The sequence below is a fragment of the Streptomyces sp. NBC_00986 genome (assembly GCF_045162565.1).
Classification (GTDB): Bacteria; Actinomycetota; Actinomycetes; order Streptomycetales; family Streptomycetaceae; genus Streptomyces.
The window spans coordinates 5,251,582-5,270,111 of sequence record NZ_CP108733.1; the positions used below are offsets into that span (position 1 = coordinate 5,251,582).

General features: G+C 69.8%; 17 protein-coding genes. 5 read left to right on the top strand and 12 right to left on the bottom strand.

The annotated features are described in order from the left end of the window. Positions 1-132 precede the first annotated feature (132 nt). From OG504_RS23090 to ndhC, 10 genes are read right to left on the bottom strand one after another with little or no spacing between them, the layout of a single operon-like run. Positions 133-1,656, bottom strand: coding sequence for an NADH-quinone oxidoreductase subunit N (locus OG504_RS23090; protein WP_405991513.1), 1,524 nt, complete (start codon positions 1,654-1,656; stop codon positions 133-135). Next, complete coding sequence (locus OG504_RS23095) at positions 1,653-3,227, bottom strand: NuoM family protein (RefSeq protein ID WP_405991514.1); 1,575 nt, start codon at positions 3,225-3,227, stop codon at positions 1,653-1,655. The genes OG504_RS23090 and OG504_RS23095 overlap by 4 nt, the downstream gene beginning before the upstream one ends. Before the next feature lie 6 nt (positions 3,228-3,233). Next, positions 3,234-5,228 carry an NADH-quinone oxidoreductase subunit L gene (locus OG504_RS23100; RefSeq protein ID WP_405991515.1) on the bottom strand — a complete coding sequence of 665 codons (1,995 nt, stop codon included), beginning with the start codon at positions 5,226-5,228 and terminating at the stop codon, positions 3,234-3,236. Further along, positions 5,225-5,659, bottom strand: coding sequence for an NADH-quinone oxidoreductase subunit NuoK (nuoK, locus tag OG504_RS23105; RefSeq protein WP_405991516.1), 435 nt, complete (start codon positions 5,657-5,659; stop codon positions 5,225-5,227). The genes OG504_RS23100 and nuoK overlap by 4 nt, the downstream gene beginning before the upstream one ends. Further along, positions 5,659-6,402, bottom strand: a complete 744-nt coding sequence (locus OG504_RS23110; protein WP_405991517.1) for an NADH-quinone oxidoreductase subunit J — start codon at positions 6,400-6,402, stop codon at positions 5,659-5,661. The genes nuoK and OG504_RS23110 overlap by 1 nt, the downstream gene beginning before the upstream one ends. Further along, positions 6,399-7,007 carry a NuoI/complex I 23 kDa subunit family protein gene (locus OG504_RS23115; RefSeq protein ID WP_405991518.1) on the bottom strand — a complete coding sequence of 203 codons (609 nt, stop codon included), beginning with the start codon at positions 7,005-7,007 and terminating at the stop codon, positions 6,399-6,401. Before OG504_RS23115 ends, OG504_RS23110 begins: the two co-directional genes overlap by 4 nt. Next, positions 7,004-7,975, bottom strand: a complete 972-nt coding sequence (locus OG504_RS23120; protein WP_405991519.1) for an NADH-quinone oxidoreductase subunit H — start codon at positions 7,973-7,975, stop codon at positions 7,004-7,006. Before OG504_RS23120 ends, OG504_RS23115 begins: the two co-directional genes overlap by 4 nt. After that, positions 7,972-9,237, bottom strand: coding sequence for an NADH-quinone oxidoreductase subunit C (locus tag OG504_RS23125; protein WP_405991520.1), 1,266 nt, complete (start codon positions 9,235-9,237; stop codon positions 7,972-7,974). The genes OG504_RS23120 and OG504_RS23125 overlap by 4 nt, the downstream gene beginning before the upstream one ends. Further along, the gene (locus OG504_RS23130) at positions 9,234-9,875 is read right to left on the bottom strand and encodes an NADH-quinone oxidoreductase subunit B (protein WP_405991521.1); all 642 of its coding nucleotides are present in this window, start codon (positions 9,873-9,875) and stop codon (positions 9,234-9,236) included. Before OG504_RS23130 ends, OG504_RS23125 begins: the two co-directional genes overlap by 4 nt. Then, positions 9,866-10,285 (bottom strand): NADH-quinone oxidoreductase subunit A, encoded by a 420-nt coding sequence (gene ndhC, locus OG504_RS23135; RefSeq protein WP_399386458.1) that lies wholly within the window; start codon positions 10,283-10,285, stop codon positions 9,866-9,868. Before ndhC ends, OG504_RS23130 begins: the two co-directional genes overlap by 10 nt. A gap of 269 nt (positions 10,286-10,554) precedes the next feature. Between ndhC and OG504_RS23140 the strand changes: the two genes are divergently transcribed. The 5 genes from OG504_RS23140 (at position 10,555) to OG504_RS23160 (ending at position 17,618) form a co-directional block, all read left to right on the top strand. Continuing rightward, entirely contained in the window at positions 10,555-11,769 is a 1,215-nt protein-coding gene (locus tag OG504_RS23140) for a sensor histidine kinase (protein WP_405991522.1), read from the top strand. Between the two features lie 122 nt (positions 11,770-11,891). After that, complete coding sequence (locus OG504_RS23145; RefSeq protein WP_405991523.1) at positions 11,892-13,259, top strand: sensor histidine kinase; 1,368 nt, start codon at positions 11,892-11,894, stop codon at positions 13,257-13,259. 380 nt (positions 13,260-13,639) lie between these two features. Next, positions 13,640-14,299 carry a LuxR C-terminal-related transcriptional regulator gene (locus OG504_RS23150; protein ID WP_033282544.1) on the top strand — a complete coding sequence of 220 codons (660 nt, stop codon included), beginning with the start codon at positions 13,640-13,642 and terminating at the stop codon, positions 14,297-14,299. A 318-nt stretch (positions 14,300-14,617) separates the two neighbouring features. Beyond that, complete coding sequence (locus tag OG504_RS23155; protein WP_405991524.1) at positions 14,618-16,546, top strand: 2-oxoacid:acceptor oxidoreductase subunit alpha; 1,929 nt, start codon at positions 14,618-14,620, stop codon at positions 16,544-16,546. Continuing rightward, positions 16,539-17,618: a 2-oxoacid:ferredoxin oxidoreductase subunit beta gene (locus OG504_RS23160; protein WP_405991525.1), complete on the top strand. Its 1,080-nt coding sequence runs from the start codon at positions 16,539-16,541 to the stop codon at positions 17,616-17,618. Before OG504_RS23155 ends, OG504_RS23160 begins: the two co-directional genes overlap by 8 nt. A gap of 62 nt (positions 17,619-17,680) precedes the next feature. On the opposite strand, the gene OG504_RS23165 is transcribed toward OG504_RS23160, so the two are convergent. Both OG504_RS23165 and OG504_RS23170 read right to left on the bottom strand, forming a co-directional pair. After that, on the bottom strand, positions 17,681-17,938 hold the full coding sequence (locus OG504_RS23165) for a hypothetical protein (RefSeq protein WP_405991526.1): 258 nt from the start codon (positions 17,936-17,938) through the stop codon (positions 17,681-17,683). Positions 17,939-18,006: 68 nt separating this feature from the next. Further along, positions 18,007-18,471, bottom strand: a complete 465-nt coding sequence (locus tag OG504_RS23170; RefSeq protein ID WP_405991527.1) for a DUF6082 family protein — start codon at positions 18,469-18,471, stop codon at positions 18,007-18,009. Between the last annotated feature and the right edge of the window lie 59 nt (positions 18,472-18,530).

The following is an 18,530-nucleotide window of genomic DNA, read 5'->3' on the forward strand; positions in this document are numbered from 1 at the left end:
ACCGGTGTCGTGGTGTCACGTCCAGTGGACCCTCCCGTACTGGTCAACGCCAGGCGGGGGGCTCTAGTTCCCTTGTGCGTACGACGTCGAGGGTGGGCCGTCCGGGTGAGGACGGTGGTATGTGCCGGTGGCTCAGAAGAGTCCGGTGCCGGCGAACCGGAGGACCAACTGGGGTGCTCCGGAGAGGGCGATTGCGAGTGCGCCGGTGAGGGCGAGCGCGGCGGTGAGGGGCGCGGGGACGCGGTGCTTGGCGTGCTCGCCCTCCGGGGTGCGGAACAGCAGGGCCGTCCACTGGAGGTAGTAGAAGAGTGCGATCACCACGTTGACGGCCATGACGACCGCGAGCCAGCCCAGGCCCGCGTCGACGGCCGCCGAGAAGACGGTCACCTTGGCGAAGAGCCCGATGACACCCGGCGGCAGCCCGGCGAGGCACAGTAGGAAGAACGCCAGGAGCAGAGCGGCGAGCGGGTTCGACGCGTACAGGCCCCGGTAGTCGCTGATGCGGTTGAGGGCTCTGCTACGGCCCACCAGTGCGGCCACCGCGAAGGCGCCTAGGTTCACGGCGGCGTACATGAGGGCGTAGGCGACGGTGGAGCCGATCGACTTCTGGGCGTCCTTGGAGTACGCGGCGGCGGCGATCGGCACCAGGAGGTAGCCGGCCTGCCCGACGGAGGACCAGGCGAGGAGTCGTACCGCGCTGTACGCGCGCGTGCTCTGTTGGCGCAGGGCGCCGAGGTTGCCGACCGTCATGGTGAGGGCGGCCAGGGCTGCGAGTGCCGGGCCCCACACGTCGGCGTACGACGGGAAGGCGACGACGGTGACGAGGATCAGGCCGGAGAAGCCGACCGCCTTGCCGACGACCGACAAGTAGGCGGCGATCGGGAGGGGCGCTCCTACGTAGGTGTCGGGTACCCAGAAGTGGAAGGGGACGGCGGCCGTCTTGAAGGCGAAGCCGATGAGGGTGAGGGCGACACCGGTCTGGGCGAGGGTGTGGAACTGGCCGTCCACGTGCTGGATGCGGTCGGCGATCCGGGTGAGGTACAGGGTGCCCGTGGTGGCGTACACGAAGCTGACGCCCATCAGGCTGACCGCGGTCGCGGTGACCGAGGACAGGAAGAACTTGAGGGCTGCTTCGGCGGACTTCTTGTCGCCGTGCCGGATGCCGACGAGGGCGAAGGCGGGCAGGGAGGCGACCTCCAGGGCGACGATCAGGGTCGCGAGGTCGCGGGAGGCGGGCAGCAGGGCGGCGCCCGCGGCCGAGGACAGGAGCAGGAACCAGTACTCCCCTTCGGGGAGTCCCTTGTCGGCGTCCTTCAGGGTGGTGATCGACAGGAGGGCCGCCAACAGGGCGCCGCCGAGGACCAGGAACTGGATGACCAGGGTGAAGCGGTCCGCCGTATAACTGCAGGCGGTCGCGTCGCCGGTGATGCAGAAGGTGGCGCGGTCGCCGTCCAGGAGGGGCAGCAGCATCAGGGCGGAGGAGGCCAGGCCCGCGACCGACACCCAGCCCAGGAGCGATTTTCTGGCCTCCTGGAGGAACAGGTCGGCGACGAGGACCACCAGGCCGACGACCGCCGTGATGGTGGGCGGTGCGATCGCGAGCCAGTCGACGGACTGGACCATCGACTCCGCGAGAGGCTGGGCCAGGGCGCTCATCGGGTGCCTCCTGCGAGGAGCTGCTGCACGGCCGGGTCGGTCAGGCCGAGGAGTGCCTTCGGCCACAGGCCGGCGGCGACGGTGAGGGCGACGAGCGGGGTCCACGCGGCGAACTCGTACGTCTGGACGTCGGCGAGCTTCGGCGATTCCTGCGCCACGGCGCCCATGCAGACGCGGCGGACCACGGCGAGCATGTACGCGGCGGTCAGAAGCGTGCCGAAGGCCGCGATCGCCATGAAGGTGAGGAACGCGGGGCGGCTGAGGTCGGCGGCGGGCTTGAACGCGCCGAACAGCGCGAGCATCTCGCCCCAGAATCCCGCGAGTCCGGGCAGTCCGAGCGAGGCGACGGCGGCGAAGGCGAGCAGTCCGCCGAGGCGCGGAGCCTTGCCGTAGAGGGCCGCGCCGGTCTCCTCGGCCAGGGTGTCGAGGTCGGTCGTGCCCGTGCGGTCCTTGAGGGCGCCGACGAGGAAGAACAGCAGGCCGGTGATGAGGCCGTGGGCGATGTTGGCGAACAGCGCGCCGTTCACGCCGGTCGGGGTCATCGTCGAGATGCCGAGCAGGACGAAGCCCATGTGGCCGACGGAGGAGTACGCGATGAGGCGCTTGAGGTCGCCCTTCGCGCCCCGTTTCGCGAGGGCGAGGCAGGCGAGGGAGCCGTAGACGATCCCGACGACGGCGAAGGCGGCGAGGTAGGGCGCGAAGGTGTGCATGCCGTCGGGGGCGATCGGCAGCAGGATGCGGACGAACCCGTACGTGCCCATCTTGAGCAGCACGCCGGCCAGCAGGACCGAGCCGACGGTCGGGGCGGCGGTGTGGGCGTCGGGCAGCCAGCTGTGCAGGGGCCACATCGGGGTCTTGACCGCGAGCCCGATCCCGATCGCCAGAACCGCGATGACCTGCACGGATGTGGTCAGAGACCGGCCGTTGTCAGTGGCGAGTGCCACCATGTCGAATGTGCCCGCCTTGATCCCGATCAGGAGCAGGCCGAGCAGCATGACGACGGAGCCGAGCAGTGTGAAGAGGATGAACTTCCAGGCGGCCTGGGTCCGTTGGGCACCGCCCCAGCGGGCGATGAGGAAGTACATCGGGATCAGGACGGTCTCGAAGGCGAGGAAGAAGAGGATCAGGTCGAGGACGGCGAAGGTGGCGAGGGTGCCGGACTCCAGGACGAGGATCAGGGCGACGAACGCCTTCGGGGACGGGCCCGCGGGCATCTTGAAATAGGAGTAGAGCGCGCAGAGGAAAGTCAGGAGCGCGGTCAGGACCAGGAGGGGGAGGGAGATGCCGTCGATGCCGAGGTGGATGCGCACGTCGAGTGCGGGGATCCAGCTGATGTCGGTCGTGGCCTGCATCTTCGACGGGTGGTCGTGGTCGAAGCCGAGCGCGAGGACGATCGCGGCGATGAGGATCACGCCGGTCACGGTCACTCCGTGCCGTAGGACGGCCTGTTCGGGCGACTTCCCCTTCAGCCCGGGCGGGGCGGGCAGCAGGGCGGTGACGGCGCCGAGGAGCGGGCCGACGACGATGAACGCCAGAAGGACCTGCATCACGGACTCGTTGATATCGATCACGCCTGCTCACGCTCCCGTGGCGACGAGGAGGACGGCGACCGTCAGGACGACGGTGCCGGCGAGCAGCGCGCTCACATAGGTCTGCATATTGCCGGTCTGGGCGCGCCGTACGGCGGCTCCGAGCAGGCGGGGCAGGGTGCCCGCGCCGCGTACGTAGGTGTCGACGACCTCCCGGTCGAGGAACCGGACGAGACTCGCCGCGGCCATGACCGGGCGGACGAACAGAGCCCCGTACACGGCGTCCAGGTGGAAGCCGGAGGCCGCGTGGCGGTGCAGCGGGCCGAGCAGAAGTCGGCCCGGGTCCGCCGGGTCGGGTGCCGAGGCCACGTCTCCGTAGGCGGGCGTGTGGCTCGCGATGGCCTCGGCCTCGACCAGTCCGGCGTCGCCCTCCGGGTGGGCCGCGACCGCACCCAGCGGTGCGCCGGCCGTGAGCGCGGTGGTGTGGCGCCAGGCGCCGTAGGTGAGGATGCCGCCGACGAGGGCGACCCCTGTGCCGAGCACCGAGGTGGTGAGCGTCGGGGTGAGGTCGCGGCCGTCGAACCAGTCGGGGAGCACACGGTAGGCGAGTCCGCCGAGGGCGAGGGACGGGACGGCGAGCACCCACAGCACGGCGTTCATCGCCACCGGCTGCCTGCCGTGGTCGGGGGCCTCAACTCCCCGTCCGTGGAAGGCGAGCAGCCACAGGCGCGTCGCGTACGCGGCGGTGAGGAGGGCGGCGAGCAGGCCGGCGACGAGGACGATCCAGCCCGCGGCGCCGGGGATGTGCGCGGTGTCTCCGGTGGCCGCGTGTTCGGCGGCGCCGAGGACGGACTCCTTGGAGAAGAAGCCGCTGAACGGCGGGATCGCGGCGAGCGCGAGGAGCGCCACGGTCATCGTCCAGAAGGCGTCGGGGACGCGGGCGCGGATGTTGCCCATGCGGGACATGGCGGCGAGTGAGTTGGTGCCGGTGGCGTGGATGACGACACCGGCCGCGAGAAAGAGCAGCGCCTTGAAGGCGCCGTGGGACAGGAGGTGGAAGACGGCGGCACCGCGGTCGCCGACGGCGAGAGCGCCGGTCATGTAGCCGAGCTGACCGATCGTCGAGTAGGCGAGGACGCGCTTGATGTCGTCCTGGGCGAGCGCGGCGAGACCCGACCCCGCCATCGTCACGGCGGCCATGACGGCGAGGACGACCATCGCGGCCGAGGAGGCCTCGAAGACCGGGAGGAGACGCGCGACGAAGTAGACACCGGCGGCGACCATCGTCGCGGCGTGGATCAGCGCGGAGACGGGGGTGGGGCCGGCCATCGCGTCGGGGAGCCAGGTGTGCAGCGGGAACTGCGCCGACTTGCCCGCGACGCCGGCCAGGAGCAGCAGGGCGATCAGCGTCGGGTGGTGCAGCCCGCCGTTCGCGACGGTGCTCAGGATCTTGGTGATGCGGAAGGAACCGGCGTCGGTCGCGAGCGCGAACAGGCCGATCAGGAAGGGGACATCACCGAGTTTGGTGACGAGGAAGGCCTTGATGGAGGCGGCGCGGGCCTCCGGGGTCTCCCAGTAGTGGCCGACGAGGAAGTAGGAGCAGATGCCCATGACCTCCCAGCCGAGCAGCAGCACGATCAGGTCGCCGGAGTAGACGACGAGGAGCATCGCGGAGGTGAAGAGGGAGACGAGGGCCGCGTACGAGGGATAGCGCGGGTCGTCGCGCAGGTAGCCCGTCGAGTAGATCTGCACGCAGGTGGCGACGAAGGCGACCAATACGGCGACGAGGGCGGCGAAGCCGTCGATGTGCAGGGCGAGTTCGACGGGGACCGAGCCGGTGGGCGTGAGTTCGGTGGCGGAGTCGACGGCCGCGTCGCCGCCCTGGCGTACGGCGACGACCGCGGCCAGCGCGAGCGCGGCGAGCGACGGCAGGACGGCGAGCGGGCGGACGAACCCGGGGGCGGCACGGCCCAGGAGCAGGCCGGCCGCGGCGCCGAGGAACGGAAGGAGGGGGACGAGGACGGCGAGGGTGGTCGTGGTCACGCGGTGGCCTCAGCCTTCTCGGCCGCGGGGGGCTCGGTGCCGTCGCTGTCAGCGGCGTCGGAGGTGCCGGCTCCGCCGAGACCATCGGTCCCATCGGGGCCGTCGGTTTCGTGGCCCTCGGTGGTGTCGCGGAGTCTGTCGATGTCCGAGGTGCCGCGGCCGCGGTAGACGGCGAGGACGATCGCCAGGCCGATGCCGATCTCGGCGGCGGCGATGGCGATGGTGAACAGGGTCAGGGCCTGGCCGGAGTGCAGCTTCTCCTCGGCGGTCCTGCTGAGCCAGACGTCGAAGGCGACCAGGTTCAGGTTGACGGCGTTGAGCATCAGCTCGACCGACATCAGGACGAGGATCGCGTTGCGGCGGGCGAGGACACCGTAGATGCCGGTGCAGAAGAGGAGGGCGGCGAGCACGGCGGGATAGACGAGGTGCATCAGCGGGTTCCCTTCTGCTCGGTGGGGGTGTGCGGCTCGGTGGCGTTGTCCTGCTCGGTGGGGGTGTGCTGCGCGGCCGGATCGTTGCCTTGGGACCGACTATTTCGCCTGAACGTGTGATTACGGGAATCCGGGACGGATGGGGAACTACCGGTCGCGGCTCGGGAGTTCACAGGGGGAGAGCTCAGCTCCGACTTCGTCTTGCGGGACAGGACGATCGCGCCGACCAGTGCCGCGAGGAGAAGGACGGAGAGGGCCTCGAAGGGGAGGACCCAGTTCTGGAACAGGCTCGCGCCGGTCACCGCGGTCGAGCCGGCGGCCGGACCGTCCAGGTCCATCCAGGTCGCGCGGAAGGCGTCGACGACGACCCAGACCAGGGCCGCCGCAGCGGCGACGGCCACGGCGAGGGCGGCCCAGCGGTTGCCGGAGTCGGCGTCCGGGGAGCGGCCGATGGGGGCCTTGGTGAGCATCAGACCGAAGAGAAGGAGGACGACGACGGAACCGACATAAATGAGGACCTGCACCCAGGCGATGAACTCGGCCGTGAGGAGGAGGTATTCGACGGCGAGACCCCCGAGGGTCACCACGAGCCACAGGGCGGCGTGCACCAGCTGCTTGGTGGTGACGGTGACGAGGGCGGCGCCGAACGTGACCAGTCCGACGAGGAGGAAGGCGATCTCGACACCGGTCGGGGAGAGGAAGCCGTGGGTGTGGGGCGCGGCGACGGTTTCGGCGAGGGTCACGACTGGCCCTCCGGCGGCTCGGTGGGATCTGCGGGGTCTGCCGGGTCTGCGAGGTCGGACTGCGCGGCCTGCACTGCTGCCTGAGTCGCTGCCAGCTTCTCGGCGGCCTTGTGGGCGGCCGCGATCTCCTTGGGTTCCTCGGCGCCGGGGTCGAGGGCGGGTGGGGCCGGGACCGTCCACATCCACTCGCGGAGCTTGTCGCGTTCGTGGGTGAGTTCGTGGATGTCGGTCTCGGCGTACTCGAACTCCGGAGACCAGAACAGCGCGTCGAAAGGACAGACCTCGATGCAGATACCGCAGTACATGCACAGGGAGAAGTCGATGGCGAAGCGGTCGAGGACGTTGCGGCTGCGCTCGCGGCCGCCGGGGGCAGCCGCCGGGACCGTCTCCTTGTGGGAGTCGATGTAGATGCACCAGTCGGGGCACTCACGGGCGCAGAGCATGCAGACCGTGCAGTTCTCCTCGAACAGGCCGATGACTCCGCGGGTGCGGGGCGGGAGGTCGGGCTGGGTGTCCGGGTACTGCTCGGTGACGGTCTTCTTCGTCATCGTGCGGAGGGTGACGGCCAGGCCCTTGGCCAGACCGGAGCCGGGGATCGGGGTCACTGGAGGAACACCACCTTCACGATGCCGGTGAGGGCGATCTGAGCGAGGGAGAGGGGGACGAGGAGGGTCCAGGAGAGCTTCTGGAGCTGGTCCTCGCGCAGGCGGGGATAGGTGACGCGGAGCCAGATGACGACGAAGGCGAGGATTCCGGCCTTCAGCAGGGTCCACACCCAGCCGAGGCCGTCCGCACCCCACGGGCCGTGCCAGCCGCCCAGGAAGAGGACGGTGGTCAGGCCGCACAGGACGACGATTCCGGCGTACTCGGCGAGGAGGAAGAGGGCGAAGCGGAGACCGGTGTACTCGGTGTAGGCGCCGAAGATGATCTCGGAGTCGGCGACGGGCATGTCGAAGGGAGGGCGCTGGAGTTCGGCCAGGCCCGCCACGAAGAACACGATCGCGCCGACGATCTGCCAGGGCAGCCACCACCAGTGGAAGGCGTCGAGGATGCCGGGGAGGGAGACCGTGCCGGCTGCCATCGCCACGGATGCGGCGGTGAGCAGCATGGGGAGTTCGTAGGCGAGGAGTTGTGCGGCGGTGCGGAGGCCGCCGAGGAGGGAGAACTTGTTGGCGGAGGCCCAGCCGGCCATGAGGGAGCCGAGGACGCTCACGCCCATCACCGCGAGGACGAAGAAGATGCCCGCGTCCAGGACCTGGCCGACGGCGCCCTCGCTCGGGCCGATGGGGATGGCGAGGAGGACGAGCAGGTACGGGAGGAGTGCTACGGCGGGGGCGAGTTGGAAGATACGGCGGTCCGCGCCCGCCGGGACGATGTCTTCCTTCTGGGCGAACTTGACGCCGTCCGCGACGAGTTGGGCCCAGCCGTGGAAGCCGCCGGCGTACATGGGGCCGAGGCGGCCCTGCATGTGGGCCATCACCTTGTGCTCGGTCTGGCCGACGATCAGGGGGAAGGTGAGGAAGACGACGAAGACGATCAGGAGTCGCAGGGCGACGTCGAGCACGTCGTTCACTGCGGGCCTCCTGCGGGGGTGCCGGGAGTTGGGGGTTGGGGAGTCGGGTCTTCGGGGGTGGGGGGTGCATCGGGCCGTTCAACTGCGTCCGGGTCGGGAGCAGTTGCTTCGGGTTCCGGCTTGGCTTCGGGCTGGGCCTTGGGCTGGGCCTTGGGCCGCTCGAAGGCTGGGCGAGCGTTGTGCCACGGAGCGTCCGCGCTGCCGGGAGCGGTGGGGGGCTGGGTGGTGCCGCCCTCTCGTGTTGACGCCGGTCCCTGTGAGGGGTCTGCCGCGGGTGCCGATTCCTGTTCCACCGCCGGCGCCGGTGCCGGCTCCGACGCCGGCTCCGACGCCTGTTGCGATCCCTGTTGCGATCCCTGTTGCGACGCCGAGCCGTCGCTCGCGCTGCGCGAGCGGCGAGGCGGCACCGCGCCCTCGGCCGAAGGCGCCGCACCCCCAGCCGGCGTCCCCTGACTCACCGACCCCTCCGAAGCCGAACGGGCCCGCCGCACCGGGCGATCGCCAGCCGCACGGGCGGGACCGTCACCGGCCGCGCGGGCCGGAGACTCGCCCGCCGCACCTGTCGTACGGTCACCCGCTCCACGCACCGAACGTTCACCCGCCCCACGTACAGGACGGTCACCCCCCGCACGCACCGGACGCTCACCCGCAGCCCGCCCCGCCCCCCGCGCAGGGCGCGCCGGAGCTGCCGGAAGCTGGCCCTTCAGGGGGCCCCACTCGTTCGGGTCGGGAACGCCGGGCGGGAGCATCTGGCGGCGTTTCGGGCCGCCGTGGTCCGACTCGCCCGGTTCCTTCGCTCCGGGCCAGGCCTTGGCGACTCGGGCCGCGAGGACGAAGTCCTTGCGGAGGGGGTGGCCCTCGAAGGTCTCCGGGAGGAGGAGGTGGTCCAGTGCCGGGTGGCCCTCGAATTCGACGCCGAACATCTCGTGGGTCTCGCGTTCGTGCCAGGCGGCGCCCGCGTAGACGTCGACGGCGGTGGGGAGTGCCGGGGTGCCGTGCGGGACGGTCGTACGGACGAGGAGTCGGCGTACCGGTGACAGTGCCACGACGTGGGCACAGACGCGGAAGCCGGTGCCTGGTTCGTCGACCGCGCTCAGCCAGTCGAAGTAGGTGCAGCCCAGGTCGTCGCGGGCGGTGCGCAGGGCGGCGAGCCAGGTGGTGGGAGGTACGTCGACGGTGAGGAGGTCGTAGGACTCCTCGGCCGCGGCCTCCGTACCGAACAACTCCTCGACCGGGGCGGGCAGCCAGCCGACGGCGGTCATCGGGCGTCCCCCGGGCCCGCGTCGGAGGACGCGCCCGCACCCGCGGAACCCTCGTCGGGCACCGGCGCCGGCACCAACCCGCTCTGCAGTGCGGCCGTGGAAGGTCGGCCCGCGGCAGTCGTCCCGTACCGCTCCCCCAGCGACTCCCGGGCGATCTTCTCCTGGAGTTTGAGGATGCCCTGGAGGAGGGCCTCGGGGCGGGGCGGGCAGCCGGGGACGTAGACGTCGACCGGGATGATCTGGTCGACGCCCTTCGTGACCGAGTAGGAGTCCCAGTACGGGCCGCCGCAGTTGCTGCACGCGCCGAAGGAGATGACGTATTTGGGCTCGGGCATCTGCTCGTAGAGGCGTTTCACGGCCGGGGCCATCTTGTCCGTGACCGTGCCCGACACCACCATCAGGTCGGCCTGGCGCGGGCCCGGTGCGAAGGGGATGACACCCAGGCGGATGAAGTCGTGGCGGGCCATGGACGCGGCGATGAACTCGATGGCGCAGCAGGCCAGGCCGAAGTTGAAGACCCACAGGGAGTAGCGGCGGCCCCAGTTGAGGACCACCTTCATGGGTTCGGGGGCGAGGCGGGCGAGGGCGCCCAGGCGCTTCGGCTCCGGCAGCATCACGGGCTCGGGGGTCACGTCCATGCCAGGACGCCCTTCTTGTATGCGTACAGCAGGCCCACGGTCAGGAAACCGAGGAAGACGAACATCTCGACGAGAGTCGTCGCGCCGTAGCCCGGCGCGGCGAAGACCGTCGCCCAGGGGAAGAGGAAGATCGAGTCGACGGCGAAGATGACGTACAGGAACGCGTAGACGTAGTACCGGACTTGGGTGTGCGCCCAGCCCTCGCCGACGGGGTCGACACCGCACTCGTACGTCAGGAGTTTCTCGGGGGTGGGGACGACCGGGCGCAGCAGGCGGCCCGCGCCGAAGGCCACGGCGACGAAGAGCACGCCGACGACGGCGAGCAGTCCCACGACGGAGTAGGACCGGAAGTAGTCCGCCGCGACGACCACGGTCGGCTCCCGCAAGGTGTCCGGCAACGTCTCCCGCAAGTCCGACCCCTCCTCCTCCGCACGGGCTTCCCCACGGCCCGCTCCGGTGACCCGGTGCCCCCGTGACCCATGTGAACTCTGTGTTCGACGATCTGTACGCACGGGAGTCTAGGCCCTGTTAAAGGGACGGTAAGCAGCCCGTCACGCCTCGAGCTCGCCCTGGGCTCCCCCCTGATCTCCCGCTGAGAGGCCGTGGTGGGGTTTTCCCCAGGGGACCCGGGCGGCGGACCTCATGGCGCTGGAGCGCGTCGCGCGGCACGCTGGCCCATATGACCGTACGCATTCCCTACGCCGACCCGGCGGCACCCGGCGGCGAACTCGACGAGCCGCTGCCGCCGGCCCGCCTCGCCTATGACAGACACACCTGGAAGGAGATCGCGCACCTCCTGACGAATCTGCCGGTGTCGGTGTTCGGCTTCGTCTACGTGGTGACGATGCTGGCCGTCAGCGGCGGACTGACCGTCACCGTGGTCGGATTTCCGCTGCTCGCACTGGGGTTGATGGGCGCGCGACTGATCGGGAAGTTCGAGCGGGGCCGGGCCCGGCGGCTGCTCGGGGTGCGGATCGACGAGCCGAGCCCGTTGCCGTGGCGCAAGGGCGGCGGGCTGCTGCAGCGGGTGTGGATGGCGCTGAAGGACCCGGTGGGCTGGCGGACGGTGCTGTACGACGGGATGCGGTTGCCGTGGGGCATCGTCACCTTCACCGTCACGCTGACCTCGCTGTTCGTGCTGTGGCCGGTGCTGCCGTTCATCGCCCGCGGGCTGGCGAACGCGGACCGGGCGATGGTGCGCGGCCTCCTCTCCCCCTCCGACGAACTGGAGCGCCGTATCGCCGAGTTGGAGTCCGACCGGGGTGTCGTGGTCGACACGGCGGCGGCGGATCTACGGCGGATCGAACGCGACCTGCACGACGGAGCCCAGGCCCGGCTGGTCAATCTGGCGATGGGCCTGGGCCTGGCCAAGGAGAAGCTGCTGGAGGGCCGGGCCGACGAGCAGGTCGCCGCGATGGTCGACGAGGCACACGGCGAGGTGAAACTCGCGCTGCAGGAGCTGCGAGATCTGGCGCGCGGGATCCATCCCGCCGTCCTCACCGACCGCGGCCTGGACGCGGCCCTCTCCTCCGTCGCCTCGCGCTGCACGGTGCCGGTGAAGGTGACCGCCGACCTCGGCGCGCGCCCGGCCGCCGCCATCGAGGGCATCGCGTACTTCACCGTCTCCGAACTGCTCCAGAACATCAGCAAGCACAGCGGCGCCCGTACGGCATCGGTGGACGTGTGGCGGTCGGACGACCGCCTGCTCATCCAGGTCTGGGACGACGGCCGGGGCGGCGCCAACCTCGACGGCGGCACCGGCATGCGCGGCCTCGCCGACCGCCTCGGCGCGGTCGACGGCCTGTTCGTCCTCGATTCCCCGCCGGGCGGCCCTACGACGGTCACGGCGGAACTGCCGTGGCGGGAACGGACCTCCGAGCCACCCCGGAGGTAGGGAAAACCCCCCTCCCGAGAGGCCGACGGACTCCATGGTCCACGGACCTGCGGTCGAGCAGTCTGGAGATACGACAGCACGGCCGGCGCGGCTGCGGAATCGAGTAGAACGGGACGACGTCAATGGCCACGGAGTACGGGCAGGGGTACGGAACGCACGGCACGTTCGACCTCGACGAGCGGCGTCAGGGCCGGCACCGGCTGCCGACCGCGCTGCGCGCACCCTTCGAGGCGCGCAGCTGGCGGGAGTTCGGCTACGTCCTGCTGAGCCTGCCGATCAGCATCCTGCTCTTCACCTACGCGGTCACGATGGTGTCGCTGGGCGCGGGCCTGCTGATCACCTTCCTCGGCGTCCCGGTCCTCGCGGGCGCCCTGGCCGGCTGCCGAGGCTTCGGCGCGCTGGAACGGGCGCGGGCCCGCCGCCTGCTCGACCTGGACGTCGCCGCCCCCGAGCCGCTGCGCATGAAGAAGAACGGCCCGATGGCCTGGATGGGTGCCGTCCTCAAGAGCGGCTCGTCCTGGCGCCATCTGCTGTACGCCGTGCTGCACTTCCCGTGGGCGGTCTTCTCCTTCGTCGTCGCCCTCAACTTCTGGGCCTACGGCTGGGCCCTGCTGACGTACCCACTGTGGTTCTGGGTCTTCCCGATGTACGGCGGCCAGGGCGGCCTCCAGCTCTACGGTGACGAGCACCACCAGATCTACCTGGACAACCCCTTCGAGATCACCGTCACCGCGCTGGTCGGACTGCTGTTCACCCTGGCCACGCCGTGGATCGTGCGGGCCCTGACGATGGTCGACCGCCTGATGGTGCACGGGCTCCTCGGACCCTCGACCCTGGCGACCCGCGTCGTGGAGCTGGAGTCGGACCGGGGTGTCGTGGTCGACACTGCGGCGGCGGATCTACGGCGGATCGAGCGCGACCTGCACGACGGGGCGCAGGCCCGGCTGGTGGCCCTGGCCATGGATCTGGGGCTGGCGAAGGAGAAGCTGACGGAGGACCCGGCGGCCGCGGCGCGCATGGTGGGCGAGGCGCACGGCGAGGTCAAGACGGCGTTGCAGGAACTGCGGGACCTGGCCCGCGGGATCCACCCGGCGGTGTTGACCGACCGGGGGCTGGACGCGGCGCTGTCCTCCGTGGCCTCGCGGTGCACGGTGCCGGTGCAGGTGGACGTGGATCTGCCGGCGCGGCCGGCGGCCGCCATCGAGGGGATCGCGTACTTCACCGTCTCCGAGCTGCTGCAGAACATCAGCAAGCACGCGCGGGCCACGTATGCCGCGGTGGATGTGTGGCGGGTGGAGAACCGGCTGATGCTGCAGGTCGTGGACAACGGCGTGGGCGGCGCGGATGCCTCCGGCGGTTCCGGGTTGGCCGGCCTTGCCGGGCGGCTCGACGCGGTGGACGGGATTCTGGTGGTCGACTCGCCGGTGGGCGGGCCTACCCGGATCACGGCGGAGCTGCCCTGGCGGGGAGTTGAGGACTTGAGGCGTTGAAGGAACGAGCCCGCTGCCCTGCCCTCTGGGGGCTGCGCCCCCAGACCCCCATCGGCCTGAACGGCCTCGTCCTCAAACGCCGGACGGGCTGGAAATAGCCGGCCTGTGCCGAAAGGGCGAACGCCCGAGCAGCGAAGCAAACACCAGACAGGCCGGATGCCCCCACCACCCTCCGCAGGCTGTGCTCCGCTCTAACCACTCAAGGCACCCCAAAGCGGTTAGATTTACCCCCAGCCTCCAACACCCCCCACCCCTGATTCCATCTCCCCGCCCGCACCGAGTCGCGAACCCTGGAATGCTGGACCTGTCGTGTGGACGGACGCGAATCGACGTGGGCCGGCAGGGCGGGCAATGGGGGGCCGAACATCGTGGAGGACAGGGTGCAGGTGGTCATCGCCGAGGATTCAGTGCTGCTCAGGGAGGGCCTGACCCGGTTGTTGACCGACCGCGGGCACGATGTGGTGGCCGGGGTGGGCGATGGGGACGCGCTGGTGAAGACCATCACCGAGCTGGCCGAGCAGGGCGCGCTGCCGGACGTGGTCGTGGCCGACGTACGGATGCCGCCGACACACACCGACGAGGGAGTGCGGGCTGCCGTGGAGTTGCGCAAGGCGCATCCCGGCCTCGGGGTGCTGGTGTTGTCGCAGTACGTGGAGGAGCGCTACGCCACCGAACTGCTGGCCGGTTCCACGCACGGCGTCGGCTATCTGCTGAAGGACCGGGTGGCCGAGGTGCGTGAGTTCGTCGACGCGGTGGTGCGCGTGGCCTCGGGCGGTACGGCGCTCGACCCGGAGGTGGTCGCGCAGTTGCTCGGGCGCAGCCGCAAGCAGGACGTGCTCGCCGGACTCACCCCGCGGGAGCGCGAGGTGCTGGGGCTGATGGCCGAAGGGCGGACGAACTCCGCGATAGCCCGGCAGCTCGTGGTGAGCGACGGAGCGGTCGAGAAGCACGTCAGCAACATCTTCCTGAAGCTGGGCCTGTCGCCGAGTGACGGGGATCACCGACGAGTTCTGGCCGTCCTCACCTACCTCAACTCCTGAAAGAATCCTGCCAAACTGACACCGTGTCAGCTGTCCGGCCGCCGACCGGCGGTTGTTCACCGCCGTCAGTTTGCTGTCAGCCGAGTCCGAGACTCGGACAGCGCGATCCGAGAACCAGTCAACGCAACGGGAGCGTCGTCAAGGGAAGTGCCGGGGGGCGGGAAATCATGACAAGTCAGGTCGCCGGGCCGTCTCAAAACAGCGTCCATCATGCGAACGGCCCAAGGAAGGCGACCCTTACAGACGTAGGGTTGATCCTGGGAGGGTCGGCGGTACGACCATGCCCGGACAGCGTCCTCGAAGAGGAGGTCCAGTTCAGTGACCAGCCAGGTCAGTAGCCCAGCGGAGCAGGCCGACGGAGCCGTCGTAGGGGAACAACGCAAACCGGCGGGGGTGAAGGACGTCCATCGCCTGGACCGGGTGATCATCCGGTTCGCCGGTGACTCGGGTGACGGTATGCAGCTCACCGGTGACCGTTTCACCTCGGAGACGGCGTCCTTCGGGAACGACCTCTCCACACTGCCGAACTTCCCGGCCGAGATCCGCGCCCCCGCAGGCACCCTGCCGGGGGTTTCGTCGTTCCAGCTGCATTTCGCCGACCACGACATCCTCACCCCCGGCGACGCCCCCGACGTGCTGGTCGCGATGAACCCGGCCGCCCTGAAGGCGAACATCGCCGACGTGCCACGCGGCGCGGACATCATCGTCAACACCGACGAGTTCACCAAACGCGCCCTGCAGAAGGTGGGTTACCCCGCCTCCCCCCTCGACGACGGCACACTCGACGCCTACAGCCTGCACCCCGTCCCCCTCACCACCCTCACCGTCGAGGCGTTGAAGGACTTCGGGCTGACCCGCAAGGAGGCCGAGCGCAGCAAGAACATGTTCGCGCTGGGTCTGCTGTCGTGGATGTACCACCGGCCCACCGAGGGCACCGAGAAGTTCCTGAAGTCGAAGTTCGCGAAGAAGCCGGAGATCGCGGCGGCCAACATCGCGGCGTTCAGGGCGGGCTGGAACTTCGGCGAGACGACGGAGGACTTCGCGGTCTCCTACGAGATCGCCCCGGCCACCACCGCGTTCCCCACCGGCACCTACCGCAACATCTCCGGCAACCTCGCCCTGTCCTACGGCCTGATCGCCGCGTCCCGCCAGGCCGACCTCCCCCTCTTCCTGGGCTCCTACCCGATCACCCCGGCCTCCGACATCCTCCACGAACTGAGCCGGCACAAGAACTTCGGCGTCCGCACCTTCCAGGCCGAGGACGAGATCGCCGGCATCGGCGCGGCACTGGGGGCGGCCTTCGGCGGCTCCCTCGCCGTGACGACGACGAGCGGCCCCGGTGTCGCCCTGAAGAGCGAGACGATCGGCCTGGCCGTGTCGATGGAACTGCCGCTTCTCGTCCTGGACATCCAGCGCGGCGGGCCCTCGACCGGCCTGCCCACCAAGACCGAACAGGCCGACCTGCTGCAGGCGATGTTCGGGCGCAACGGCGAGGCGCCGGTTCCGATCGTCGCCCCGTGCACCCCGGCCGACTGCTTCGACGCGGCCCTGGAGGCCGCCCGGATCGCGCTGACCTACCGCACCCCGGTGATGCTCCTGTCGGACGGCTATCTCGCCAACGGCTCGGAGCCCTGGCGGATCCCGGACACCGAGGAACTCCCGGACCTGACCGTCCAGTTCGCCCAGGGCCCCAACCACACCCTGGACGACGGCAGCGAGGTCTTCTGGCCCTACAAACGTGACCCGCACACCCTCGCCCGCCCCTGGGCCATCCCCGGCACACCCGGCCTGGAACACCGCATCGGCGGCATCGAGAAGCAGGACGGCACGGGCAACATCTCCTACGACCCCGCCAACCACGACTTCATGGTCCGCACCCGCCAGGCCAAGATCGACGGCATCGACGTACCGGATCTGGACGTCGACGACCCGCACGGCGCACGGACACTGGTCCTCGGCTGGGGCTCGACGTACGGCCCGATCACGGCGGCGGTCCGCCGCCTGCGAGGCGCCGGCGAATCGATCGCGCAGGCCCACCTCCGCCACCTCAACCCCTTCCCCCGCAACCTCGGCGCGGTCCTGAAGCGCTACGACCGGGTGGTGATCCCCGAGATGAACCTCGGTCAGCTCGCCACGCTGGTGCGGGCGAAGTACCTGGTGGACGCGCACTCCTACAACCAGGTCAACGGCATGCCGTTCAAGGCTGAGCAGCTCGCCACGGCTCTCAAGGAGGCCATCGATGGCTGAGACGTCCACGGAAGGCACGGGCACGATCGAGGCACTTTCGCTCGTCCCCAAGGCCGAGGCAGTGCAGTCCATGAAGGACTTCAAGTCCGATCAGGAAGTGCGCTGGTGCCCCGGCTGCGGTGACTACGCGATCCTCGCGGCGGTGCAGGGCTTCATGCCGGAGTTGGGCCTCGCCAAGGAGAACATCGTCTTCGTCTCCGGCATCGGCTGCTCCTCCCGCTTCCCGTACTACATGAACACGTACGGCATGCACTCCATCCACGGCCGCGCCCCCGCCATCGCGACCGGACTGGCCGCTTCCAGGCGGGACTTGAGCGTGTGGGTGGTCACGGGTGACGGGGACGCGCTGTCGATCGGCGGCAACCACCTCATCCACGCCCTGCGCCGCAACGTCAACCTGAAGATCCTCCTCTTCAACAACCGCATCTACGGCCTCACCAAGGGCCAGTACAGCCCCACTTCGGAGGTCGGCAAGATCACGAAGTCGACGCCGATGGGTTCGCTGGACGCGCCCTTCAACCCGGTGTCCCTCGCGATCGGCGCGGAGGCATCCTTCGTGGCCCGCACCATCGACTCGGACCGCAAACACCTCACCCAGGTCCTGCGCGAAGCCGCCGCCCACCCCGGCACCGCCCTCGTCGAGATCTACCAGAACTGCAACATCTTCAACGACGGCGCCTTCGACGCCCTCAAAGACCGCCAGCAGGCCGAGGAAGCGGTGATCCGGCTGGAGCACGGCCAGCCGATCCGCTTCGGCACGGACGGCGCCCGAGGCGTGATCCGGGACCCGGCGACGGGTGATCTGAAGGTGATCGACGTGACGCCGGACAACGAATCCCAGATCCTGGTCCACGACGCCCACACGACGTCACCCACCACCGCCTTCGCCCTGTCCCGCCTGGCCGACCCCGACACCCTCCACCACACCCCCATCGGCGTCCTCCGGTCCGTGCAACGCCCGGTCTACGACACCCAGATGGCCGACCAACTCGACACAGCCATCGAACAGAACGGCAAGGGCGACCTCGCCGCACTGCTCGCCGGCGGCGACACCTGGACCGTCGTCGGCTGACGGTTTCGCTCATACGGACGGAGGGCCTGGGTGTGATACCCGGGCCCTCTGCTCTGTTTACGTCAGGCGTCGGGGATGTCCCGCTTGGCACGGAGCAGGGTGTCGCGAGTGATGACGACGATGCGCTCGTAGTCGGCTCGGGCGGCGTCGGCGGGGAGAAGGGAGTCGAGTTCTTCGGTGCGGTCGGTTCCGATGACGGCGAAGTTGCCGTCACTCAACTCGAAGAGGTCGGGGCAGTTCTGGCCGGACACGGAGCCCCGCCGACTCGGCGGGTCGCCAAGGCGGCGGACTATTCGGACGGACAAGTTTTCGTGACGCATATAAGTGGGCTCCTCTCGGCGTCGAGCACAACCGCAAGGTAGCCAATCGGCGGTCTCCGGCTCTCGGCTTACGCCTCGGAGGGCGCCCCGACCACCCACCACTCGTCCAGATCGTCGAGCCGCTCTTCCATGACGGCATTGACCGCTCTGCCGATCCGCGCTTCCAACGACTCCTTCGGCAACGAACTCCGGCCCTCGGAGGTGAGCTGCCAGTACTCCGCGAATACGGAACTCTTGCTCAGGAACTTGAGGTGACCGAGCAGTTCACCTCTGTCGATGCCACCGATGCGGTAGCTCAGCAGGATCAGCGCGTACTGCTTGTTGGCGAAGGCCAGTTGGCGGCGCCTCTCCAGGGACACGCCACCCGGGACACCCAACACGTCCGCGAACGAAGGGTCGTCGATCGCCCGGTCCAGCTGCTCACCGAAGAGGCGGTGCAACTGGATCCGGTTCGCGTTGCGCAGCTCCTCCGCCATGAGACCGATCTGGCGGGCCAACTCCCGTGTGAGCTCGGCCTGTTGTGACGCAACCATGCCGACCAGCCTGCCCCGCCCCCGAAAGCGGCGCGCGAGGCGGAAAGGGGGCGCACGGA